The sequence below is a fragment of the uncultured Rossellomorea sp. genome (assembly GCF_947488365.1).
Lineage (GTDB): Bacteria > Bacillota > Bacilli > Bacillales > Bacillaceae_B > Rossellomorea.
The window spans coordinates 1-21,498 of the sequence record NZ_CANKZT010000007.1; the positions used below are offsets into that span (position 1 = coordinate 1).

Consider the following 21,498-nt stretch of genomic DNA (forward strand, 5'->3'; position numbering starts at 1 on the left):
TTTGCCTTTTTGGGTTACTTGGCTTATGACCTCGAGCCCCAAGCCCCTGGAGCTGGACATGTAGAAAAGCGGAAGGGCTTTGCCCAGAGGCGACAAGCATAAGGCGAACCTGCCGGAAAGGCGCTCTTTGCCTTTTTGGCCAATTTAGCTTATGACCTCGAGGGACTAGCCGCCGGAGCTGTACAATAGAAAAGCGGAGGCGGCTTGATACCCTATCCAAATTTTACCTGATCCTGCCAAAAAGGGGATCACTCCAAAGAGTGATCCCCATCATTCATATTAAAACGTCCACTATTGGACGATTTTTTTCATTTTTAATCCTTCGATGTATGCGAACGCTTCGTCAATTTCTTCTGTTGTATATTTCTGCTTACTCTTAAGTGTGAATACTTTCTCCACGACTTCTTCTTTTGGAAGGTTATCAAAATATAAGACTGTCGAAACTAGTTCAAGAAAGCGTGCTGATTGAATGTTCATATCGGTCAGGCAATCTCCTAAGCAGGGCATTTCTTTTTCATATATTTGCAGGAAGTCTTCTCCCTCTTTGGTGACGGTGTAGCGGTATTGATAATACCCGCCCTTTTTCTCCTTCACCTCGGAGATGAATCCCATATTGCAGAGCTCTTCCACCCGAAGCGTAAGCTCTTCCGAATACGGACCATAAAAATGGAACTGAAATTTTTCCTGAAACGGGAATTCAAGCTTCTTCGCGATGAAGATCATCTTTTGAAGCTTTTTTCTTCCCACCACTTCACCTGAGGCTAAGAAGGCACTCATTAGTTTTGCATGATCTTTCAACAATGTACGTCATCTCCTACTCCTAGTATTGCGTTTGTAGATCCTCATTGTGTCGCGTCGTTTATGTCAGTTCTAGGATCGTACGTATTTGTCTCTTAATATTTTTCTTCGTTGATTCGTCATATAGTAAATCCACCGGATAATATAATTTATGATCGGTTCGGCGTTTTCCGGAAATGGAATCGACGATATCCGACTGCCTCGATAACTCGCGCAGGTCATCATTTCTCATTAATAAATGAATCGGAAGCCGTTCTTCTTCCTCGCCCGGTCTGTAGAAATCGTATGGAAGGTCTGAAGATGAGTCTACCACTAAATAATAGTCAGGATCGATCCCCGCTTTTTTAAACAGGGTTTCAAGCTCACTGTGCTTCTTATATTCCTTCGCCGGATCAAATTCCACGTACTTAAATAAATTACGGTTCATGAACCGTTCACATAAGTCCCGTAAAATCGGATCCTCTTCTTCCTGCCAAATTTGAAAATAATACATAATGACCGCTTCATCCAGTTTTAAATAATCCTCAAGGGAAACCTCTTCTTCAAACAGGGAGTAAAAATGGATCGGGCTTTGCTTAAAGGAATAAGACTCTTCATGGAGCTCCTTCGCTCTATGTAGAATCTTCGTTAAAATCACTTCTGCACTCCGGGTAACCGGATGGAAATATACCTGCCAGTACATCTGATAGCGGCTCATAATATAGTCTTCCACTGCATGCATTCCGCTTTGTTTGATCACCACTTGGTCTTCACGGGGTCTCATGACACGAAGAATTCTCTCCATATCGAAATGACCGTAGCTGACTCCGGTAAAATAAGCGTCACGCTGCAAATAATCCATTCGGTCCGCATCGATCTGACTTGAAATCAGGCTGACTACCAGTTTGTTCTCATACGTCTTCGCAATCACTTCAGCTACATGCTTCGGAAAATCCGGTCCCACTTTTCTGAGAACCGCATTCACCTCTGTATCTCCTAAAATGATGGCTTGAGTGAAATGCTCGTGATCCAGGTGAAACACTTTTTCAAAGGAATGAGAAAACGGTCCATGCCCAAGATCATGTAATAACGCAGCGCATAGAGACAATAATCGTTCATCCTGGTTCCACTCCGGCCTGCCGGCAAATACATCGTCCACGATTCGGCGGATGATCTCATACACTCCAAGAGAATGATTGAACCGGCTATGTTCCGCACCATGAAAGGTCAGGTAGGTGGTCCCCAGCTGCCTGATCCTGCGAAGTCGTTGAAACTCTTTCGTTCCAATCAAATCCCAAATCACGCGATCCCTTACATGAACATACCGATGAACAGGGTCTTTAAATACTTTTTCTTCATGTAATTTCTGCTTGGCATACTCCATCTTCTACCCTCTTCCTAAACTAGCATATTTCTATTATAGCGACTCTTTTCTTCGTATTCATCTCGAATTTTGTCGAAAAAAATAGGTATTTGGCCTTTGAATGATCAACCGCAAGCGTTCCAAATCCTTCAAAAAAAGTTGGACGCTTGACAAAACCTCTAAATAATAATTCTCTACCCCTTAACTAGTTTCCTTTTCCAAAGAGGCGCAAACCTTTATTTATTTTTATCCATAGAAAAGAAAAAACTCCCTCACTGGAAGTTTTCCTTTATTTCTTTATTTTCTTGATCACTTTCTCCATTAGCTCTTCTTCAGTCAACGCCGCTACAGGACGATTATTCACAAAGGCGAATGTCTTCTTGCGTCCTGGACCACAATAGGATTGACACGCAATATCGATCGGTGCCTCCGGGTCAATTTCTTTTAATTTGGGAATTAAGGTTTTTAGGTTAACGGCCTGACAATCATCGCAAACACGGAATTCGTTTGCCATCTGTCAACAACCCTTTCTATCTATTGAAATGGATTTCATTCGTCGTAAACATCGATTTATAGAATACAGTTTTCTGCAATGTTTTGCAAGAGAACATCGTTTCCAGCTTGTGGGAATCCTCACTTATACAACGAAACTAGCAGACAAAAAATAAATTTAACATATTCGTATAAAAACCTATAAAACTGTCCATCCTTTAACCAACGAATCATTTAAGAAAACTATGGGAGTTGAGATGAAATGATGATGAAAACAAGACAGGATGCCTGGACGGAAGAAAATGATCTATTATTAGCAGAAACGGTCCTTCGTCATGTAAGAGAAGGCAGTACACAATTAAATGCCTTTGAAGAAGTGGGAGACAAACTGAACCGCACATCTGCCGCATGTGGTTTCCGCTGGAACGCAGTGGTGCGTCACCAATACGAGAAAGCTCTTCAACTAGCAAAAAAACAACGCAAGCAGCGCCACCGCATCCTCGGTAAAGATCAGGGCGGCAAGAAGAAGCTTTTATATCAGCCACCTACTCCTTCATTCGAAGATTTAGACGCTATGTCTCTATCAATGTCTGAAGCTGAGGAAGAAATGGAATTCGAGCAATACGAGAACTACGTACCAGAAACGGAACAACTGGGGAAAGAGTCCGAAGAAGCGCCGAACTTTGAAGTGGAAGTAAGCGAAGAACAAGCCTACGTTCCGCAGCAGGCACCTGCAGCTAACCATGTGGTAAAGCCTTCAGGACTAAAGGGTGAAGTGACACTAGAGAAAGTCATTGCGTTCCTGCAAAACCTGGCTCAAACCAACATGAATTCCGACTATGTAAAAATTGAGAATCAGAGATTAAAGCAAGAAATCGCCGAACTCAGAAAAGAAAACAGCGAGCTTGAAAAGAAAGTCAAAGCTCTTGAAAACAATTCCGTCACCATGCAGGAAGATTACGAAACACTTATGCAAATCATGAACCGTGCAAGAAAGCTTGTCCTTTTCGATGAAGACGATGCCAAAGCGCCACGATTCAAAATGGACCGTAACGGAAACTTAGAAAAAGTAGCTGAATAAGCGTGATTCCCAACCAGTGCGTCTATGGGCGTGCTGGTTTTTTGGTTGGGTGGACAATTCTGACACCAACATAAAAAGCCGGACCCCATTCCAACCGAAGTCCAGCCATCCCTTCTATCCCAAAAACTTCTCATTCCGATCAACGACCCTCTGATAATACATTTCATACATTCCGTACTCTTCCCCTTGAAGTGCACTGCTATAAAATTCACCGCTGAACTCTTTTAAAGACTGAAGGAACCTGAGCATCACGTCTTGAATCGATAACTCGACTCCAAGCAGTTCCGATAAAGAAGCCATCACTTCAGGATCAATAACAGGAAACGTAAACTTCGTCGTTCCATCCTTCAAGCCGGTCTCATAAAAACGCTGAATCAGCCTCGCCCGTTCAGAACCGCTTCCATTGACGCAAAGGTACACCTGTACAGCTACTCCATTTCGGATTCTGCGCTGAGAAATGCCCGCAAATTTTTGATCATTGATACTTAAATCATAACTTCCAGGACAGTAGGACTGCGTGATTTCCTTCGCCTCGATCTTCACATCAAAGTCCTTGAACATATCCTTCACAAGTAACCACATGGCATCGTAGCCACGATTAATATCGATCCCTTTTTCTGAATCGGGGAAAACCAATGATAGATTCAATACTCCTTCATCCAATACAACGGCAAGGCCTCCGGAGTTTCTTACGATATATTGATAGCCTTCTTCTTCCAACACCTTCAAGGCATCAGAAAGAAACGGCAGCTTTGTATCCTGAATGCCCAGTACGACCGTATGATGGTGAACCCATGAGCGTGCCGTCGGGTCTGACTGAGCTGCTCCGATCGCCGTGCACAACGTATCATCCATGGCAAACGACTGCAGTGCCCCGAACATCGGTCCCAAGCTTGATTGATCGATCACTCTCCATCTATCTTGACGAAGCAGTGCATATGCTTTTTCCTTATCCATAACGCTTCTCCTTCACTCACAACATGCGAGCTCATTATATCATATAATGGCGGGGTTGCTAAAAAGGGGTGGACAATCCAAGGGGGTTCGCTTTTCGTTTGAGGTTGATTACCTGTTAAAAACTACGGTCATTTTCACAGATGAATGTTCCGATATATTTGCCTGTTAAAAAATGAGTGATATTTAACAAGCCAAACGGTAAGTCTCTCCTGGTGCCAGGAACCAATCCAGCACACCCAAACGAAAAAAAGCCGAACCCCAAAAGGATCCGGCTTTCTTCACAACATCTATTAAATTACAGCGCCTGAGCAGCCGTAATCAACGCAAGCTTATACACATCTTCTTCGTTACAGCCGCGTGAAAGATCGTTCACAGGTGCGTTCAGTCCTTGAAGGATTGGGCCGACTGCTTCGAAGTTTCCTAGACGCTGGGCGATTTTGTACCCGATGTTTCCTGCTTCAAGGCTCGGGAATACAAAGACATTCGCGTTACCTTGGATGTCTGCACCCGGTGCTTTTTTCTCTGCTACAGATGGGACGAATGCAGCGTCGAATTGGAATTCACCGTCGACAGTCAGTTCCGGTGCTTTTTCTTTTGCAACGGAAACGGCTTCAACCACTTTTTCCGTTTCAGGTGATTTAGCCGAACCTTTTGTAGAGAAGCTTAGCATTGCTACTCGTGGGTCGATGTCAAACATTTCAGCTGTTTTCGCACTTTCGATCGCGATTTCAGCCAGATCCTGGCTGTCAGGTGAAATGTTGATCGCACAGTCAGCGAATACATACTTCTCTTCTTCACGTACCATGATGAAGACACCGGACGTTTTGCGGACGCCTTCTTTTGTTTTGATGATTTGAAGAGCCGGACGAACCGTATCAGCTGTCGAGTGAGCTGCCCCACTTACAAGACCGTGAGCTTTGCCCGTGTATACAAGCATCGTTCCGAAATAGTTTCCGTCTAATAGGATTCTTTTCGCATCTTCTTCTGATGCTTTTCCTTTACGGCGCTCTACGAATGCCTTCACAAGCTCGTCCATTCCAGGGAATGATGCCGGGTCTACAACGTCACAACCGTCAAGCTTCACACCAAGCTGCTCGGCTTTTGCATTGACTTCATCCACGTTACCGACTACGATCGGTGTCAAGATGCCGTCACTCGCTAAACGGGAGGCTGCTGCCAGAATACGTTCATCTGTACCTTCAGGGAAAACGATTTTTAACTCTTTGCCTTTTACTTTATCTGTTAGTGTTGTAAATAAGTTGCTCAATAGAGGGACCTCCTTGATTTATACATATCCAATCTTAGAATACTCTTCTCATATAGGAATTCAAGGAAAAGGGGAAATGTTATCGGTTTCATAGGAAAAGTCTTTGTTTTCTAATAATTCCTATTTCCTTCTACCCTTTTCTCTACACCCCTAAGCCTATGTAATAATCCACTAAGATAGTGTGTTCCACATATCCCTTGCCTATCCACTATTTGTGCCATTTTATCGACATTGGGTTTTGTATTCTTACTCTAAGGTCAAACTATGATATAGTAAAGTTGGAAAAAGTACTTTAAGGAGTGATTACGTTGGCAGAACCGGCACAAACATTAGATGGTTGGTATTCCCTGCATGATTTTCGCGCGATGGATTGGACTACCTGGAAGATGCTTCCGAGTGAAGAAAGAGCCTCAGCGATTGCTGAATTCCACCGTTTCTTAGATAAGTTAAACAGCACGCAGGATGCAAAAGAAGGAAGTCACGCTCTTTACACCATCGTTGGTCAAAAAGCAGACTTCATGTTCATGATCCTTCGTCCTACGATGGAAGAACTGAATGAGCTGGAAAATGAATTCAACAAGCTGAAAATCGCTGAATTTACGATTCCGACATTCTCTTATGTTTCCGTTGTGGAACTTGGTAACTACATGCCTTCTGAAGGCGATCCTTATGAGAATCCATATGTACAGGAACGTATCTACCCGATCCTTCCGAAAGCGAACCATATTTGCTTCTACCCAATGGACAAGCGTCGCCAGGGGAATGATAACTGGTATATGCTTCCTATGGAAGAGCGTCGTGACATGATGAGAAGTCATGGCATGATCGGTCGTCAATACGCAGGAAAAGTAAAACAGATCATTACTGGTTCTGTCGGTTTTGATGATTATGAGTGGGGTGTTACCTTATTTGCTGATGACGTGCTTCAATTCAAAAAGCTTGTGTACGAAATGCGTTTTGATGAAGTAAGTGCGCGCTACGGCGAATTCGGTACCTTCTACGTAGGTAATCTATTAAAAGAAGAAGCGATTGCGAAATTCCTTCACGTGAACTAAATACACTCTAAACGACAAGCTCTTGCGGCTTGTCGTTTTTTTATGAAAAAGGCGCTTTTCGGAAACATTGTGGTTCAATAAGTTTGGTTGTGCAAGGGCTCTTCAATCAGTGTGCCTGGAACGGACAGGAACGGTCCATTTTTCACACAACCACTCATCTGAATAAAAATGGCCTCTCCCTCATTCAAAAAAACAAACGAATATATTTTTCTCCCCCCACATAGACATGAAATAGTGAGACATATAGCATCTCCTAAAGCGAGGTGGGAATATGGCTGTTATTCCTTATAACGAGAAGGAGGTAAAGCTCCTGGCTCGACTGATGAGGGCTGAAGCCGAAGGAGAAGGACAGCTTGGCATGCTGATGGTAGGGAATGTCGGGGTGAACCGAGTACGATCCGATTGCCTTGACTTCAAGAAATTAGCTTCTCTTCAAGACATGGTGTTTCAAAGTCCAGGTGGATTCGAGGCCACTCAAAAAGGCTACTTCTATCAACGGGCACGACAAAAGGAAATCGATTTAGCAAGAAAGACCATTAAAGGAGGCAGATATCACCCTGCTCAATTCTCCCTATGGTTTTTCAAACCTGCAGGCGACTGTCCTGGTCAATGGTATAACCAGGCAAACTCAGGACGATTCAAATCCCACTGCTTCTATCAACCCACCAGAGGCGATTGTCCAAAAGTATATTAACTTTATTAAAAGGAGGTATTCGGTTTGGCGAATCAACAATCAAACCCGTATATGCAAGGGTATAATCAATCAGCATATAATCCATATGGTCAGTATTACGGTGGAGGGCAAGGTCAGGGCCAGTATTATCCTCAGCAGCAAAGTGGTGGAGGTTATCAAATACCTCCACCGACGAGCGCTCCGGCACCTTCTCAAAATGTTCCTGGAATGCTTCCGATTGAAGAGTCGTATATCGAGAATATTCTCAGGTTGAACAAAGGAAAAGTAGCGACTGTATATACCACGTTTGAAAATAACAAGGAGTGGAACGCAAAGATTTTCAAGGGAATCATCGAAGCGGCAGGCCGTGATCATCTTATCCTGAGTGATCCACAAACCGGGACCAGGTACCTCATCCCAATGATTTATCTAGACTACATTACATTTGATGAAGAAATTGAATATGAATATCCGTTTGGAGCAGGCGGCTCTATGCAAGGCTATTCCCAACGATAAAAAAATACCCTGTAAGGAAATCATTTTCCTTACAGGGTATTTTCATTTTATAATGTTTTCGCTGCAAACATAATCAGAAGCACCCATGCAACTAGGAAGCTCACCCCACCAAGAGGAGTGATCGCTCCAAGTACCTTAATTCCAGATAGACTCAGTACATAAAGGCTTCCTGAGAATAAAATCGTTCCAATCAGCATCAGCCATCCGGACCATGACAGTAAGGATGTAGGTGTCACATTTCCCATGAGGACCCCGACGATGATGATTCCGATGGCGTGGAACATTTGATACAGGACTCCAGTGTTCCATGTGTCAATATACTTCTGAGAGATCTTCCCTTCCAAGGCGTGGGCACCGAAAGCTCCTAAAGCGACAGATAAAAAGGCGTTGATTGCTCCAATGATAATAAATGTTTTCATAATGGTCCTGCTCCTTCTTCACTTAGTGATTAAAAATCGAATAAAGAATTTCCATTCGCTCCATCATCCGTTTCCAGAGGCTCTTCTTTCTGGATGGTGACAGGCTTCTGACTCGGTTGTGATTCCTGTAAATATGGCAATGTTTGTTGAAGTTGAAACGAAGGTGCTGCAGTAGATGCCCCGTGGTTTTCCTCCAACAAAACCTCGCATAGAGCCTTTATTGAATACACATGCTCACGAATTTGCTGTGACTTTTCGGCTGATTTTGCTTTTCCGAGTTCGTTTTCTATTTTCTTTATTAATGATTGATGCGGGATATTCACAATTGATGACTCCTTCCACAAGTCTTCCCGTACATGATTTATCGTTTTACTTAGAGTATGTACTTCCTAGAGATGACCTACATCATTATCCTAATTCTAAATGAAAGATTTCGCAAATATCTTCTCGTCATCATCTCTGTTTAGGCCTGAATTTCAGACAAGGACTCCCCGAGGATTGAAAAACCACCAGTGAAGGCATGGATTTCGTTTTGAACCCGTAGCCTTTACAACCCCGGGGATGAGCCTGCTCCCAGGTGGTATAGAAATAATGACATTGAAAGCAATTTATACGCTTCTCGTTTTTCATTTGGCGCCCCCCTACAAAATAAACCCCTCCATATACGAGGGGCCATCCATTGTTTCACGTGAAACATCCGGTTATTCGATACACCAGTCAATCTCTTTTATCCCTTGTTCCCGTAAAAACTCGTTTGTTTTTGAATATGGTTTACTTCCAAAGAAACCCCGGTGTGCGGATAACGGGCTCGGATGAGGAGCCGTGACGATATAGTGCTTGGAAGAATCAATGAACGACTGCTTCGCCTGAGCAGGTTTCCCCCATAAAATAAACACCATCGGCTTCTCTCGTTCATTCAGGATCGAGATGACATGATCTGTGAATTGTTCCCACCCTTTTCCCCGGTGGGAGTGGGCCTTCCCATCTTGCACGGTTAATACCGTATTTAACAGCAGGACGCCTTGCTCTGCCCATTTCACCAGGGAGCCATGGGCAGGGATCGGGCATCCGATATCATCCTGAAGTTCTTTGTACATATTTCGTAATGACGGAGGAACCTTGACTCCTTTTTTGACAGAAAAGCTTAAGCCTTCTGCCTGATTCGGTCCATGATAAGGATCTTGTCCAAGCAATACAACTTTCACGTCTTCGTACGCTGTGTAATGAAAAGCATTGAAGATATCATGCATAGAAGGATAAGTTGTGTTCGCTTCATATTCCCCTTTAAGCCATTCTCTCAAGGTCTGATAATATTCCATCTGAAGTTCATCTTCCAGAATGTCTGCCCAATCGTTTTGAAAAATCGTCGTCACTGTTAGACATCCTTTCTAGTCCTGAAATTGAATCGTAACGTCATAGCCTAATTGTTCAAAGAAACCCTTCAATGATTTCTCAGCATTTTTCTCCGCGGCTTGAAGCAACCCCTGCTCAACCGCTTCCTGACTGATTTGGTCCTTGGCCACTTCCGCAAGGGCAAACCCTTCGTTCCAGTCCACATCATTTCTGAAAATCCCTTCTACGGAGAAGGTCTTAATGTTCTCAGTATCAATGGAAGGGTCCTGCAGAATCTCAGCACGTGGCAGGGTTAATTGAATTTCTTTCTTCTCTTCATTAACTACTATATTGTCTTCATCGATTCCCTGTAAATCAACCCCTGCCAGGACGGTTCCAGGGACCACCATCAGAAGCTTCCGTTTTGTCCCGGGTAGATCTGTATTGATGTCTTTCCCAAATAATTGATTATCCTCCTGTTCGATTACAGCCTTTACAAATCCTTGAGCCGTCGCCAATGAACTCATTTCTTGAATCCTCTCTACAAAAGCCCCCTTCTCTTCTGTAAAGGTGGATCCGGATAGCCATGAATAGACCCCTATGGATACTCCTCCTACTAATAGGATGAAAAGAAGGAGAATCAACAACACTCTATTTTTCCAAAAGGACAGAACGGATGTTGCTAATTTCCAAGCCGAAAAACGTCTACTGCTTCTATTCTCATACGCCAAAGAGGCACTGGTTTCTCTCTCACTCGCTTTCAAATCTGCTAAAATCGCTTCAATTTCTTGTATTTTCTTGTATTGATTTGTCAAATGCTTCACCTTCCTCTCTTCTATTATAGGAAATAATGTAGAATCTTGGAAACAATTATTCTCCCAAAACCATTTCTATATTATGGAAGTTTTAATTTCCTACAACCGGGAAAAGAAGGGACAAGACATTAAAATTAAATGGAGGGTATGATCATGTATAAAGTTCAAACTGCTGAAAATGTGGTAGAAGCGAAAAGAGAAATAGAAATGTTTACAAGTGAAGGTTACTCTAAAGATGAAATCTATGTGTTTGCACACGACAAACATCGTTCTGAACACATCACCGAGGCAACCCATACGGAATCCACTGGTATAAAAGAACAGGGAATCATTGAGTCCATGGGTAATCTATTCAACAGCCGCGGAGATGAATTACGGTCGAAAATGAAGTCCGTGGGGATGAACCAGGCAGAAGCGGATGCCTATGAAGAAGAACTGGATAAAGGTAAACTTGTCATCGTCGCTTCCAAAGAAGCAACAAATAATAATGCGAAACCATTCTAAGTATTAACGATTCATTCAATTCCAAAAGACGCCCGAGGAAATCATTCCCGGCGTCTTTTTTTGTAATAGCCAAAAGAATTTGTATTTACCCGCACCTTATTATATTCTTTAGTCAGACTTTTACTTTTACAATTATAACGAGTTACTTTCTTAGGAGGAATGCAACCATGACATTAAAAAAAACCCTTACGATCGCTGGATCCGATACAAGCGGTGGAGCCGGGATCCAAGCCGATCTTAAAACATTCCAGGAGCATGGCGTGTATGGCATGACTGCTCTTACAACGGTTGTTACAATGGATCCGAACAACCATTGGCATCACCAGGTTCATCCACTATCCATTGATACATTGGAAGCACAACTGGAAACGGTTCTTTCTGTCGGAATCGATGCCATGAAAACAGGCATGCTCGGTACAGTTGAAATCATTGAGCTTGCAGCGAAGAAAATAGATGCATTCGGGTTGGATAAAGTCGTCATCGACCCAGTAATGGTATGTAAGGGTGAAGATGAAGTATTAAACCCTGAAACAACGGATGCCATGAGAGAGCATTTGCTCAAGCGTGCCACTGTGGTAACTCCTAACCTATTCGAAGCAGGTCAGCTTGCCGGGTCTGGTCCGATCAAGACCATTGATGAAATGAAGGAAGCCGCAAAGAAAATCCACGATCTTGGGGCGAAAAATGTTGTCATCAAGGGTGGAAAGCAATTACAACACGATAAAGCTCTTGATTTATTCTATGACGGAAACGAATTCACTCTGCTAGAAGAAGAAAAAGTAGAAACGACGTACAACCACGGTGCTGGCTGTACATTCGCAGCAGCCATCACGTCAAACCTTGCAAATGGACAAGACGTGAAAGAAGCGGTACAAAACGCGAAAACATTCGTTACAGCAGCCATCAAACATGGTTTCAAACTGAACGAATACGTAGGTCCTGTCATGCACGGAGCTTACAACCGATTCGAAAAATAATCTTGGACCGGTGCCAGGCACGAAAGAACCATTTTGTGCCTGGCACTTTTTTTGAGGGACAAAGACCTCTCCTGTCGAATTCCACTCTCTCCTCCTCAATCATACTTTTCGCAATCACTCATGAATTTTAGTAAGATAGTACATAATGGTTAAGAGTCTTTTCTGTATCTAAGGAGGAAAAAAGATGGAACCGATCAAGATTGCTGATGTGCACGGGATCATTACCCAACTTGCTCGTCAGGACGTTTATATACATTTAGAAACTACCAACGGAGCCTATGCTTCTCACTTTAATGAAGGTTTCTTTTCTGCCGGAGCCTATATAAGAAACGCGAAAGTCAACTATGAGCACGGAAAAATCATTGGGGACGGACCTTACCGTGTCGGATTGAAAATTGAGATCGGCTGGATTTATGCTGAAGGACTGACTCATTATGAATTTGATGAACAGGGTCGCCTGTTACTTGCAGGACACGGTGCCGATGGAAAACTTGCCGTTGCCCTTGAAATCAGCCCGACACCTTTTAACTAAACGATATGAACCAACTATAAAAGGAGAGGTCAACATGGAAAAAGAAAGACAAGTACTTGTCATCTTTCCACATCCCGATGATGAAGCATTTGGTGTATCAGGAACCATTTCCACTCACGTAAAAAATGGAACGCCCGTCACCTATGCCTGCCTCACGTTAGGGGAAATGGGAAGAAACTTAGGAAACCCACCTTTCGCAACAAGAGAATCGCTTCCACAGATTCGTAAAAAAGAATTACAAAAAGCGGCCGATGTGATGGGAATCCAGGATTTACGCATGATGGGATACCGGGATAAGACCCTTGAATTCGAAAATGATGAGAAACTTTCAAACATGGTGACAGAGTTAATTGAAGAATTAAACCCTTCACTCATCATCACGTTCTACCCGGACTACTCTGTTCATCCCGATCATGAAGCAACAGCAAGAGCCGTGGTCCGTGCCGTTCGACGCTTGCCAAAAGAATCAAGACCGAAGCTTCACTGCCTTGCTTTCTCAAAGGATTGCGAAGTAGAATTAGGTCAGCCTGATATCCTTGTTGATATCACACCTGTTAAAGATCAAAAAATCGGTGCCATGAAGGCTCACATTTCTCAAACAGCGTGGATGCTGAAGGATTTGGAAAAAGGCATTCAACAAAATGATCCCGAAGCCCTAAAATGGGTGACAGTGGAACGATTTTGGAGTTACCAGTGGGGAAATGACAAAGTAGAATAATGATTATGAAAAGAGTTTGGGCTTTGCTCGAGCTCTTTTTTTATTGTGCTCTTCTAATGGGTAATTTGGTGAATACAATAAATACAACTAATTAATGAGTGATTACTCACTTTACAAGTCACTCTGCATACCTTATATTAAAAGTGAGTAACCACTCACTAACTTCTGAAAGGTGTGATTCAATTGAATTCCATCATCCAATTGAACGGGCTGTCCAAGTCATTCGGCTCTCAAGAAGTGTTAAGAAATGTATCTCTTAACATACCAAGAGGAGATATCTATGGATTATTGGGCCCCTCTGGCTCGGGCAAAACGACGTTGATCAAACTTATGATCGGACTCGAAACCCCATCGACAGGGAGTGTAACCTTCAAAGGGAACAAGCTGAAAGCAAAAGAGCTGTACCCAACCATCGGATATATGGCTCAATCAGATGCCCTATATGATGAGCTGACAGCGAAAGAAAATTTATCTTTCATGGCTTCTCTCTATGGATTAAAGAAAAAGAAACGAAACGAACAAATGGAGAAAGTGATGACGACCGTCGACCTTCTGGATCACCTTCATAAACCTGTTCATCAGTATTCAGGAGGCATGAAAAGAAGACTGTCCCTTGCCATTGCCCTCTTACATGATCCCGAGGTTTTATTTTTGGATGAACCGACCGTTGGGATTGATCCCGTTTTAAGAAAGGAAATATGGGATAGCTTTCAACGTCTTAAGGAAGAAGGCAGAACCCTTATCATTACAACCCATGTGATGGATGAAGCAGAAAGATGCGACCGGTTAGGTCTATTACAGCATGGAGAAATCATTTCAAGTGATACGCCGGATGCCATTAAAGGAACCTATGGGGTGACTTCGATTGAAGATGTATTTTTGAAAAATGGAGGTGTTACCATTGAGGATTAGAGGGTTTGTCATTCGGATTCTTCAACAGCTGCTCAGGGACAAACGAACATTGGCCTTGATGTTTCTAGCTCCTTTATTGATTCTGAGTATGTTGTCCCTCGTATTTAACTCTGATGATTACGATGCCAAGGTGGCGATTGTGGATTTGCCACAACAGCTTGAAGCAAAGGTCGATACAAGTGATTTTGAAACATATCCAGGTACGGATAAAGCGTTAAGAGATATTAAAAATGGCAAGTTGGATGGCTATATTTCATTCGATGATCCAACCAGTCCTTCCATCGTCATTGAAGGCAGTGACCCCACTGTCAACGGGGCTGTGATGAAGAAAGTTCAAACTTTGTTTCCCGCCAACTCTCAAAAACTATCAGATCAAATAGAGTATGTGTACGGAAGCAAGGATATGGAGATGTTTGACTCCTTTGGCCCTGTACTTCTTGGATTTTTCGTCTTCTTCTTTGTGTTTTTAATCAGCGGGGTATCATTCTTGAGAGAAAGAACGACCGGGACACTTGAAAGATTGCTTGCTTCACCGATCAAGATTTGGGAGATGGTCGCAAGCTACGTGATTGGATTCGGCATCGTCACCCTTCTTCAAGCATCATTGATTTCCTGGTATTCGATTTATGTGTTGGACATGATGATGAAAGGAAGCTTTTTCAATCTGTTGATTATCATTGTCTCCCTATCGTTTACAGCTCTTACATTAGGAATATTGTTATCTGCTTTTGCCAAGAATGAATTACAGATGATGCAGTTTATTCCAATAGTGGTCTTACCGCAAATTTTCTTTTCAGGATTATTTAACTTGGATACGATTTCTGGATGGCTAAGCTGGATTGGACCGATCACCCCTCTTTATTACGCAGCGGATGCATTAAGGGATGTGATGATAAGAGGTTTTGCCTTTGAAAACCTGCTCTTTAACCTATCCGTGCTTATTGGATTTTCTTTACTCTTTATTGTTCTTAATGTTGCAGCCCTACGAAAATACCGTAAAATATAGGGTGAGAAACGACAAGTTAGGGGTTTAAGCATGTTAGAAGATAATAATCTATTCAAGCATCTATTTGACCAAGAGGAAACACTGACGGAGAAACAACAGAAAATAGTAGAAGCAGCTATTGAAATGTTCGCTGAAAAAGGCTATGCCTCCACCTCTACCAGCCAAATCGCCAAAAAAGCCGGCGTCGCAGAAGGAACCATCTTCAGGCATTATAAGACGAAGAAGGACCTGCTTCTTTCCATCGTATCTCCTACGATGGCCAAACTGATTGCTCCGTTTGTGATCCGGGATATTAATAAAGTGTTAGATGCGAAGTATGATCGGTATGAGGATTTCCTTAAAGCCATGATTCTTAACCGACAGGAGTTTTTAAAAGAGAACATGACCGCTTTTAAGATTTTAATACAGGAAATCCCTTTTCATCCGGAATTAAAAGAACAATTCAAAGAGCATATCGCTGAAAAAGTGTTCGGGAAATTCGTCCGACTCGTCGATTATTACAAGGAAAAAGGACAAATAATAGACTTGCCTTCTCCGGCGGTTGTTCGGTTTTCAGCCACCAGTATCTTCGGATTGCTCCTGGTCCGGTATCTCCTCCTTCCCGAAGAAGATTGGGATGATGAGAAGGAAATCGAGATGACAGTGCAGATGATTGTGAATGGGATTGGGAAGGGATAAAAGTGTGGGAAGAGCTCCAAATATTCAATTTGGAGCTCTTTTTTAGTTTAGAAAGCCGGAAACAGAACTGAAGTTGCCACTCGAAAGCTTAATTTAAGCCGTCTCCTACCTATTTGGAGGAGTTTATTTTCAAATTTCTGATTTCATTTCCAATTTTCCATGATTTGTTTTCAAATCCCAGATTTTATTTTCAATTCTCCCTGAATGACTTACCCCTCCGTTCGTTTCCCCCCTGACCTAAACGGGTAAAACCTACTATCAGCACAAGGAGGTAGAAAAATGAGTTTTCTTTTCCACGAGAGTACATTGAAAGAACAACATATTCTCATCACTGGTGCAACAGGCGGCATCGGATTCGAAACGGCGAAAGTGGCAGTGCAGGTCGGAGCCAAGGTAACCATCACAGGCAGAAATGAAGAAAAGCTGAATCAACTAAAAGATGAGTGTCAGGATCCAAACAGGGTCTTCATGTATAAGGCAGACCTTACAAACGCTCAGGACCTGGAACAGCTGCTATCATCCGCTATTGAAGAACATGGCCCCATCACCGGTCTCGTTAATTCTGCTGGAATAGGCGGTGGTGATATGGTAGAGAAGTTATCAGAAGAAGTTGCACGAGAGATCATGGAGTTGAACTATTTCTCATTGGTCCAACTCTCACAGGCAGTATATAAACAAATGAAGGATAGAGGGAGTGGATCCATCGTCAACATCTCCTCCCTTTCAGGACTGAGAGGAACTCACGGCAATAGTGCGTATAGTGCATCCAAATTTGCGGTCACCGGGTTTACCCAGGCATTTGCCCATGAAGCAATTGAAAACAATATACGAGTGAATGCCATTTGCCCCGGTTATGTAGATACCGAAATGGGACGAAACGCCATCAAATCAAAAGGCGAACGAGAAGGCAGAAGCTATGAGGAGCAATTAGAGATCGCGAAAGACAGTATCCCCTCTGGACGGTTGACCTCACCGACCGAGGTCGCGAATACGATTGTGTATCTATTAAGTGATGCCGCCGTGAATATTGTTGGAGAGTCGGTGAAGATTTCAGGAGGAAGCGTGATGCGTTGATAAACCCCTTACAGAACACCGTTCAAGCACGAACGGTGTTCCTTTAGTAAGTTAATAAGTGGATAAAAAGTAAAAATTAGTGCATTCATCACTTACACCATTCAGTAAATTATGGTTTAATAAATAGTACTATGGAACGATAATTGAGAAGAAGGTTGTGGAATTGAACCCTATCGCTTCTTTATAAAGTAAAAGCTGAGAGATCTTTCTCCTCTTTTTTTTACTTCAAAATCGAACATACGTTCTGTTGGTGGTGAAAAAATGGATTCGTTAATTAGGAAATTTTATCGTCATTATCCTCATCTCAAACATAATAAAGCTGTTGATTCCTTTATCAGTCAAACGGAAAATCAGAAATTAATAGAAGATTTTTTATGTCACCCGAGCGCGCGTAAGGAAGAACGTTTAAACGAAGCCTTTAAGGCCCATTACTTTGATATTCGGTTTACCTCATACGTCAGTTCATCCCTCTATTTTCACAGTGTGAACTTTGACAAACATGTTAGGAAATATAGTGAACGTCATCCTTTGACCCTTGATAACAAAGTCGATCATGAAGGCGGATCTTTTATTGATCTTGTGCCCGATCCTGCATCAGAAATACCCCCTTTTGCAAACTATTCGACCTTAACAGAGTGCCTTGAGAATGAAGAATTGCTTCAGGCATATGAAGCGTTAACAGACAAACAAAAGCTAATTCTCGACTTAGCTTATGTACAGGAATTCAATGATACTGAAATATCACGAATTCTTGGCATATCTCAACAGGCTGTATCAAAAACTCATCGAAAAGCATTAAGCACCTTAAAAACAATTTTAGAAAAAGGAGAATCATAAAGCATGGGAATATTATATGACCTGGTAAAAGAAGCTCAATGTAACACAGCATATGAAACGAACGTCATACAAACCTTCGAACCGAAAATAAAGAAATCATTGTATTTAACCAGAGTAGAAAATAGAGACGATCTTGAACAAGAGTTAAAGATCAAAGTGATACGTTATGTCAGGGATTATTCATTAGAGAATGTACCAGGATTATTTGATTTAAATAAACAATAAAAAAGGACAAACACTCACAAAACCTGTGGGTGCTTGTCCTTTTTCTATGCTGAATCGAGTTTCCTCAAAAACTTCCGGCTGCAGGTTGTCATTTCGCCCCCCTATTCTTCTTTATAGAGTGTAAGGCAAACAAAACAGAGTGAGAGAGATTGGGATGGTCTTTCTTTCTCTTCATCCCTTTTTGCCTCAAACATACAAAGGGAGCGATGATGAATGAATTGGACAAGAACATTACGACAAGGTGATTCAGGCAGCGATGTAAAGGAACTTCAGATTCGAGTTGCAGGATGGGCAGCAGGTTCCCCTTCCCAAACTTATGTGTCGGTGGATGGAGCATTCGGACCGGGAACGGAAGCTGCTGTTAAACGATTCCAAAGTGCATACGGTCTTTCAGCTGACGGAATCGCAGGACCGCAAACACATAGCAAATTGAACGCCCTTGAAGCAAGCGACGGCTCGACGGTCAACTTTGCTTTCAGTGAATTCTATTCGAAGGACGGAAGCGGCTTCTCGGGAGGAAATGTCGGCTCTACTCAAGTTAAGGAGAATGTACGACGATTAATGTACAAGCTTGAAGCTCTTCGTAAAAAACTTGGGAATCCGCCTGTTGTGATCAATTCTGGATTCAGAAGCATCACTCATAACCGAAATGTCGGCGGTGCCTCAAATAGTATGCACACTTACGGAATCGCAGCCGATGTTGATCCTTCAAGGAAAACGCCTGCTCAAGTAGCTGAAATTGCCAAAACATGCGGATTTAGCGGGATCATTAAATATACAACATTTGTTCATGTTGATAGCCGTATCGAGTATCCTTATGGTTCTCAATCGTTTTACTGGGCTTAAGGAAGGGAGGAAATAAAATTATGCCAATCATTGTACTTGATCCAGGTCACGGGGGAACAGACCCAGGCGCTGTTGGAAACGGACTGCAGGAGAAAAATCTCACGCTGGATATCGGATTAAAGGTTCAGAAAGTTTTAGAAGACAACTTTGTGGTGGATGTTCGTTTAACAAGAGAAACGGATGTATACGCAGGATTATCAGAGCGGGCGGATTTTGCAAATGGATTAGGCGCCTCTTACTTTGTATCCCTTCACCATAATGCCGGCGGTGGTACAGGGTTTGAAAGCTTTATTTATCCAGGTTCAGCAGCCTCTGAAACGGGAAGAAGACAAGATGTCCTCCACGGGGAATTAATGAATTTTTACTCAAAATACGGATTAAGAGATCGTGGACAAAAGGAAGCGAACTTCGCGGTATTAAGAGAAACCGCTATGCCCGCGATATTACTGGAAAACCTGTTTATCGACAGCGTGAATGATACGAATCTCTTAAAAGATCCAATCTTTCTTACTGGGTTGGCCAACGCCACTGCAGCTGGAATAGCAAAAGCACTTAATCTCAAACCTTAACAAAACGCAGGCTGGCTTAGGCCGGCTTGCACCTAAGGAGGAGTTACAATGGATTATTCCGTATTTGTTCAATTACTAGGAAATTTCGGATTTCCCATTGCCGTCACACTCTTTTTATTGGTGAAACTGGAGAAGAAATTGGAGCAGCTGGAATTGGCCATCCACTCCCTATCTAAAGCGTTTAGTAAAAACGAGAAATAGTTGAAGCTGGAGGATATGTAAATTGATCAAATTTGTTTGGGGGTCCATCGCTGTATTGCTTAGCTGCTCGGGAATTACTCTCCTATTAATGAATAACAATTATTGGGTAACGTTGATTTTACTTTCATTGAGTATCATCTTGCTTAATGTGAATGAAGCACATGTAAAAGGTTGAGCCGCGATGCTCAACCTTTTTTTCTATACGTTGATGCTGTATCAGTCATATCCTGAGTATATTATCAAACATGAAACACTTATCTTAGAGGTTTCATGTTTTTTTATTTTTTCAAAGCGTATAGGACAATCCTTAGTCCGGGAAGCCTTTAAGTAAGGAGGCGATGTATACATGAATACATTTGAAGTTTTATCTCTGATGCTCAGCTTTGGGATGTTTGTGATCGCTATTCTAAAATTTAAAGACAATGATGAGAATAAGAATTCATAAACACGCTGAAGAGCGTGTTATTTTTTTGAAAGGAAAAAACCTTCCCCAGCTCAATGCTAAAGAAGGTTCCAAACCTCTATTCCTCAATTTTAAGTGAATTCAAATTCACTTCATACAATTTATCATCATTTTCACGGGGAATTCCGCGGCCATCTGTGTTATTTGAGACAAAGTAAAGGGTATCCCCTTCCACAAATACATCGCGAATCCTGCCGAAACCTGTAAGCAAGTCCGATACCTTCCGGGTTTCGGGGTCAAATCTCTTCACACTTTGACCAGCGAGAGATGCAAACACTAAATCCTCATTCCAAAAGGCAGCTCCTGACGGGGCCCATGAAGGTTCGCCGGAGTGAGCGAGAGGCGAAATCAATGAATCCTCTTTTTCATCCCCTGTAATCTTTGGCCAGCCATAGTTGTTACCAGCTTCGATACGATTCACTTCATCATATCCATTTGGTCCGTGCTCCGTTGCATATAGCTCCCCGGCTTCGTTCCAGGCAAGTCCCTGAGGATTGCGATGGCCGTAACTGTAAACGTATGAATCCTTAAATGGATTGTCGTCCGGTATTCCCCCATCCAAATTCATCCGAAGAATTTTTCCGCCAAGAAAGGAGAGATCCTGGGCCTTATCCTGTTGGGTGGCATCCCCTGCCGTAATGTAGAGCTTGTTATCCGGACCGATTTCAAGTCTTCCCCCATGGTGGTATTGACCGCTTGGAATTCGGTCCAGTAGCACTTTTTCCTCGCTCCACCCGTTTTCCGTTCGTTGCAATACCACTACCCGGTTGTAAGGGTCTCCAGATTCATCGTATGTGTAGTAGGCATAAGCCTGTTGATTAGTCTTGAAGTCCGGGTGAAGCACAAATCCCAGTAATCCCGCTTCAGGTCGCTTCGATAACGGTTTTGAAAGATTGGTTTTCACGACCGTTTTTTTTCCATCACGTATTTCAACAATATCACCCGTTCTCTGGGTGAGGTAGAAATCATCACCGAGCTTATTTATCGACCAGGGAATGGAGAGGTCCTGGGCGATCACGTTGCTTTCGACACTCGGTTTGCTGACGGATTCACTTTCTTCCTGCTGTCCATCTGGCTGTCCCATTGAGCAGGCATTAAGTAGTAAGGTAAGACCAATGACGAATAAGAACCAACTGCGATTTTTTTGGTTTCTCAATTTTTTAGCTCCCTTATTCACTTTTTAACCATTATGGACAAAGTAAGATGTTC

The 21,498-nt window shown here is 42.6% G+C and carries 29 protein-coding genes; 19 read left to right on the forward strand and 10 right to left on the reverse strand.

Translation table 11 applies throughout. The features are described 5' to 3' along the window. Nucleotides 1-291: 291 nt before the first annotated feature. The 3 genes from Q1B03_RS18815 to Q1B03_RS18825 form a co-directional block, all read right to left on the reverse strand. Complete coding sequence (locus Q1B03_RS18815; protein ID WP_299745162.1) at nucleotides 292-801, reverse strand: YwgA family protein; 510 nt, start codon at nucleotides 799-801, stop codon at nucleotides 292-294. 58 nt (nucleotides 802-859) lie between these two features. Continuing rightward, a complete protein-coding gene (locus Q1B03_RS18820) occupies nucleotides 860-2,161 on the reverse strand; it encodes an HD domain-containing protein (RefSeq protein WP_299745165.1) in 1,302 nt (433 codons plus the stop codon). Between the two features lie 268 nt (nucleotides 2,162-2,429). Further along, nucleotides 2,430-2,654: a DUF1450 domain-containing protein gene (locus tag Q1B03_RS18825; protein ID WP_044340592.1), complete on the reverse strand. Its 225-nt coding sequence runs from the start codon at nucleotides 2,652-2,654 to the stop codon at nucleotides 2,430-2,432. A gap of 246 nt (nucleotides 2,655-2,900) precedes the next feature. Between Q1B03_RS18825 and Q1B03_RS18830 the strand changes: the two genes are divergently transcribed. Beyond that, entirely contained in the window at nucleotides 2,901-3,713 is an 813-nt protein-coding gene (locus tag Q1B03_RS18830; protein ID WP_299745617.1) for an RsfA family transcriptional regulator, read from the forward strand. Nucleotides 3,714-3,827: 114 nt separating this feature from the next. Here Q1B03_RS18830 and Q1B03_RS18835 read toward each other — a convergent pair whose 3' ends face one another. Continuing rightward, nucleotides 3,828-4,670 (reverse strand): lipoate--protein ligase family protein, encoded by an 843-nt coding sequence (locus Q1B03_RS18835; protein WP_299745169.1) that lies wholly within the window; start codon nucleotides 4,668-4,670, stop codon nucleotides 3,828-3,830. A 295-nt stretch (nucleotides 4,671-4,965) separates the two neighbouring features. Then, the gene (pta, locus tag Q1B03_RS18840; protein ID WP_299745172.1) at nucleotides 4,966-5,937 is read right to left on the reverse strand and encodes a phosphate acetyltransferase; all 972 of its coding nucleotides are present in this window, start codon (nucleotides 5,935-5,937) and stop codon (nucleotides 4,966-4,968) included. 308 nt (nucleotides 5,938-6,245) lie between these two features. On the opposite strand from pta, the gene hemQ reads away from it, so the two are divergent. The 3 genes from hemQ to gerQ all read left to right on the forward strand — a co-directional run bounded on the left by hemQ (nucleotide 6,246) and on the right by gerQ (nucleotide 8,181). Continuing rightward, on the forward strand, nucleotides 6,246-6,992 hold the full coding sequence (gene hemQ / locus Q1B03_RS18845; RefSeq protein ID WP_299745175.1) for a hydrogen peroxide-dependent heme synthase: 747 nt from the start codon (nucleotides 6,246-6,248) through the stop codon (nucleotides 6,990-6,992). Nucleotides 6,993-7,263: 271 nt separating this feature from the next. Continuing rightward, a complete protein-coding gene (locus Q1B03_RS18850) occupies nucleotides 7,264-7,686 on the forward strand; it encodes a cell wall hydrolase (protein WP_299745178.1) in 423 nt (140 codons plus the stop codon). 51 nt (nucleotides 7,687-7,737) lie between these two features. Continuing rightward, nucleotides 7,738-8,181, forward strand: coding sequence for a spore coat protein GerQ (gene gerQ / locus Q1B03_RS18855; RefSeq protein WP_299745619.1), 444 nt, complete (start codon nucleotides 7,738-7,740; stop codon nucleotides 8,179-8,181). 47 nt (nucleotides 8,182-8,228) lie between these two features. On the opposite strand, the gene Q1B03_RS18860 is transcribed toward gerQ, so the two are convergent. From Q1B03_RS18860 to Q1B03_RS18880, 4 genes are all read right to left on the reverse strand, one after another. Beyond that, a complete protein-coding gene (locus tag Q1B03_RS18860; RefSeq protein ID WP_044340168.1) occupies nucleotides 8,229-8,600 on the reverse strand; it encodes a DUF423 domain-containing protein in 372 nt (123 codons plus the stop codon). Between the two features lie 29 nt (nucleotides 8,601-8,629). Next, nucleotides 8,630-8,923, reverse strand: coding sequence for a YwdI family protein (locus Q1B03_RS18865; RefSeq protein ID WP_299745184.1), 294 nt, complete (start codon nucleotides 8,921-8,923; stop codon nucleotides 8,630-8,632). 378 nt (nucleotides 8,924-9,301) lie between these two features. Beyond that, nucleotides 9,302-9,973 (reverse strand): uracil-DNA glycosylase, encoded by a 672-nt coding sequence (locus Q1B03_RS18875; RefSeq protein ID WP_299745190.1) that lies wholly within the window; start codon nucleotides 9,971-9,973, stop codon nucleotides 9,302-9,304. A gap of 15 nt (nucleotides 9,974-9,988) precedes the next feature. Next, complete coding sequence (locus Q1B03_RS18880) at nucleotides 9,989-10,747, reverse strand: DUF4230 domain-containing protein (RefSeq protein ID WP_299745193.1); 759 nt, start codon at nucleotides 10,745-10,747, stop codon at nucleotides 9,989-9,991. A gap of 153 nt (nucleotides 10,748-10,900) precedes the next feature. On the opposite strand from Q1B03_RS18880, the gene Q1B03_RS18885 reads away from it, so the two are divergent. From Q1B03_RS18885 to Q1B03_RS22205, 15 genes are all read left to right on the forward strand, one after another. After that, complete coding sequence (locus Q1B03_RS18885; protein ID WP_044340173.1) at nucleotides 10,901-11,251, forward strand: general stress protein; 351 nt, start codon at nucleotides 10,901-10,903, stop codon at nucleotides 11,249-11,251. Nucleotides 11,252-11,418: 167 nt separating this feature from the next. Next, nucleotides 11,419-12,228 (forward strand): pyridoxine/pyridoxal/pyridoxamine kinase, encoded by an 810-nt coding sequence (gene pdxK, locus Q1B03_RS18890; RefSeq protein WP_299745210.1) that lies wholly within the window; start codon nucleotides 11,419-11,421, stop codon nucleotides 12,226-12,228. 184 nt (nucleotides 12,229-12,412) lie between these two features. Next, nucleotides 12,413-12,760 carry a YojF family protein gene (locus Q1B03_RS18895; RefSeq protein WP_299745212.1) on the forward strand — a complete coding sequence of 116 codons (348 nt, stop codon included), beginning with the start codon at nucleotides 12,413-12,415 and terminating at the stop codon, nucleotides 12,758-12,760. A 34-nt stretch (nucleotides 12,761-12,794) separates the two neighbouring features. Continuing rightward, nucleotides 12,795-13,478, forward strand: a complete 684-nt coding sequence (bshB2, locus tag Q1B03_RS18900) for a bacillithiol biosynthesis deacetylase BshB2 (protein WP_299745215.1) — start codon at nucleotides 12,795-12,797, stop codon at nucleotides 13,476-13,478. A 174-nt stretch (nucleotides 13,479-13,652) separates the two neighbouring features. Next, a complete protein-coding gene (locus tag Q1B03_RS18905; RefSeq protein ID WP_341357188.1) occupies nucleotides 13,653-14,390 on the forward strand; it encodes an ABC transporter ATP-binding protein in 738 nt (245 codons plus the stop codon). Continuing rightward, nucleotides 14,380-15,396, forward strand: coding sequence for an ABC transporter permease (locus tag Q1B03_RS18910; RefSeq protein WP_299745221.1), 1,017 nt, complete (start codon nucleotides 14,380-14,382; stop codon nucleotides 15,394-15,396). The genes Q1B03_RS18905 and Q1B03_RS18910 overlap by 11 nt, the downstream gene beginning before the upstream one ends. Nucleotides 15,397-15,426: 30 nt before the next feature. Further along, nucleotides 15,427-16,074 carry a TetR/AcrR family transcriptional regulator gene (locus Q1B03_RS18915; protein ID WP_299745224.1) on the forward strand — a complete coding sequence of 216 codons (648 nt, stop codon included), beginning with the start codon at nucleotides 15,427-15,429 and terminating at the stop codon, nucleotides 16,072-16,074. Nucleotides 16,075-16,353: 279 nt separating this feature from the next. Beyond that, nucleotides 16,354-17,148, forward strand: coding sequence for an SDR family NAD(P)-dependent oxidoreductase (locus Q1B03_RS18920; RefSeq protein ID WP_299745227.1), 795 nt, complete (start codon nucleotides 16,354-16,356; stop codon nucleotides 17,146-17,148). A 261-nt stretch (nucleotides 17,149-17,409) separates the two neighbouring features. After that, on the forward strand, nucleotides 17,410-17,985 hold the full coding sequence (locus tag Q1B03_RS18925) for a sigma-70 family RNA polymerase sigma factor (RefSeq protein WP_299745230.1): 576 nt from the start codon (nucleotides 17,410-17,412) through the stop codon (nucleotides 17,983-17,985). A 3-nt stretch (nucleotides 17,986-17,988) separates the two neighbouring features. Continuing rightward, nucleotides 17,989-18,210 (forward strand): hypothetical protein, encoded by a 222-nt coding sequence (locus Q1B03_RS18930; protein WP_299745233.1) that lies wholly within the window; start codon nucleotides 17,989-17,991, stop codon nucleotides 18,208-18,210. 213 nt (nucleotides 18,211-18,423) lie between these two features. Continuing rightward, on the forward strand, nucleotides 18,424-19,056 hold the full coding sequence (locus tag Q1B03_RS18935) for a D-Ala-D-Ala carboxypeptidase family metallohydrolase (protein ID WP_299745236.1): 633 nt from the start codon (nucleotides 18,424-18,426) through the stop codon (nucleotides 19,054-19,056). A 20-nt stretch (nucleotides 19,057-19,076) separates the two neighbouring features. Further along, on the forward strand, nucleotides 19,077-19,625 hold the full coding sequence (locus Q1B03_RS18940; protein WP_299745238.1) for an N-acetylmuramoyl-L-alanine amidase: 549 nt from the start codon (nucleotides 19,077-19,079) through the stop codon (nucleotides 19,623-19,625). Nucleotides 19,626-19,673: 48 nt separating this feature from the next. Further along, a complete protein-coding gene (locus Q1B03_RS18945; protein ID WP_299745241.1) occupies nucleotides 19,674-19,826 on the forward strand; it encodes a YvrJ family protein in 153 nt (50 codons plus the stop codon). A gap of 22 nt (nucleotides 19,827-19,848) precedes the next feature. Then, nucleotides 19,849-20,001 (forward strand): hypothetical protein, encoded by a 153-nt coding sequence (locus tag Q1B03_RS18950; RefSeq protein WP_299745244.1) that lies wholly within the window; start codon nucleotides 19,849-19,851, stop codon nucleotides 19,999-20,001. 171 nt (nucleotides 20,002-20,172) lie between these two features. Next, nucleotides 20,173-20,271 carry a putative holin-like toxin gene (locus Q1B03_RS22205; RefSeq protein ID WP_366141312.1) on the forward strand — a complete coding sequence of 33 codons (99 nt, stop codon included), beginning with the start codon at nucleotides 20,173-20,175 and terminating at the stop codon, nucleotides 20,269-20,271. A 76-nt stretch (nucleotides 20,272-20,347) separates the two neighbouring features. Here the strand turns inward: Q1B03_RS22205 and Q1B03_RS18955 are convergent, their stop codons facing one another. After that, nucleotides 20,348-21,445, reverse strand: a complete 1,098-nt coding sequence (locus Q1B03_RS18955) for a sorbosone dehydrogenase family protein (protein ID WP_299745247.1) — start codon at nucleotides 21,443-21,445, stop codon at nucleotides 20,348-20,350. Between the last annotated feature and the right edge of the window lie 53 nt (nucleotides 21,446-21,498).

Bases quoted from the DNA above. Each gene is read 5' to 3' on its own strand.
- Q1B03_RS18820 (WP_299745165.1), bottom strand. From the start codon at position 2,161: ATGGAGTATGCCAAGCAGAAATTACATGAAGAAAAAGTATTTAAAGAC.
- Q1B03_RS18825 (WP_044340592.1), bottom strand. From the start codon at position 2,654: ATGGCAAACGAATTCCGTGTTTGCGATGATTGTCAGGCCGTTAACCTA.
- Q1B03_RS18830 (WP_299745617.1), top strand. From the start codon at position 2,901: ATGAAAACAAGACAGGATGCCTGGACGGAAGAAAATGATCTATTATTA.
- Q1B03_RS18835 (WP_299745169.1), bottom strand. From the start codon at position 4,670: ATGGATAAGGAAAAAGCATATGCACTGCTTCGTCAAGATAGATGGAGA.
- Q1B03_RS18850 (WP_299745178.1), top strand. From the start codon at position 7,264: ATGGCTGTTATTCCTTATAACGAGAAGGAGGTAAAGCTCCTGGCTCGA.
- gerQ (WP_299745619.1), top strand. From the start codon at position 7,738: ATGCAAGGGTATAATCAATCAGCATATAATCCATATGGTCAGTATTAC.
- Q1B03_RS18860 (WP_044340168.1), bottom strand. From the start codon at position 8,600: ATGAAAACATTTATTATCATTGGAGCAATCAACGCCTTTTTATCTGTC.
- Q1B03_RS18885 (WP_044340173.1), top strand. From the start codon at position 10,901: ATGTATAAAGTTCAAACTGCTGAAAATGTGGTAGAAGCGAAAAGAGAA.
- pdxK (WP_299745210.1), top strand. From the start codon at position 11,419: ATGACATTAAAAAAAACCCTTACGATCGCTGGATCCGATACAAGCGGT.
- Q1B03_RS18895 (WP_299745212.1), top strand. From the start codon at position 12,413: ATGGAACCGATCAAGATTGCTGATGTGCACGGGATCATTACCCAACTT.
- bshB2 (WP_299745215.1), top strand. From the start codon at position 12,795: ATGGAAAAAGAAAGACAAGTACTTGTCATCTTTCCACATCCCGATGAT.
- Q1B03_RS18915 (WP_299745224.1), top strand. From the start codon at position 15,427: ATGTTAGAAGATAATAATCTATTCAAGCATCTATTTGACCAAGAGGAA.
- Q1B03_RS18920 (WP_299745227.1), top strand. From the start codon at position 16,354: ATGAGTTTTCTTTTCCACGAGAGTACATTGAAAGAACAACATATTCTC.
- Q1B03_RS18925 (WP_299745230.1), top strand. From the start codon at position 17,410: ATGGATTCGTTAATTAGGAAATTTTATCGTCATTATCCTCATCTCAAA.
- Q1B03_RS18930 (WP_299745233.1), top strand. From the start codon at position 17,989: ATGGGAATATTATATGACCTGGTAAAAGAAGCTCAATGTAACACAGCA.
- Q1B03_RS18935 (WP_299745236.1), top strand. From the start codon at position 18,424: ATGAATTGGACAAGAACATTACGACAAGGTGATTCAGGCAGCGATGTA.
- Q1B03_RS18940 (WP_299745238.1), top strand. From the start codon at position 19,077: ATGCCAATCATTGTACTTGATCCAGGTCACGGGGGAACAGACCCAGGC.
- Q1B03_RS18945 (WP_299745241.1), top strand. From the start codon at position 19,674: ATGGATTATTCCGTATTTGTTCAATTACTAGGAAATTTCGGATTTCCC.
- Q1B03_RS22205 (WP_366141312.1), top strand. From the start codon at position 20,173: ATGAATACATTTGAAGTTTTATCTCTGATGCTCAGCTTTGGGATGTTT.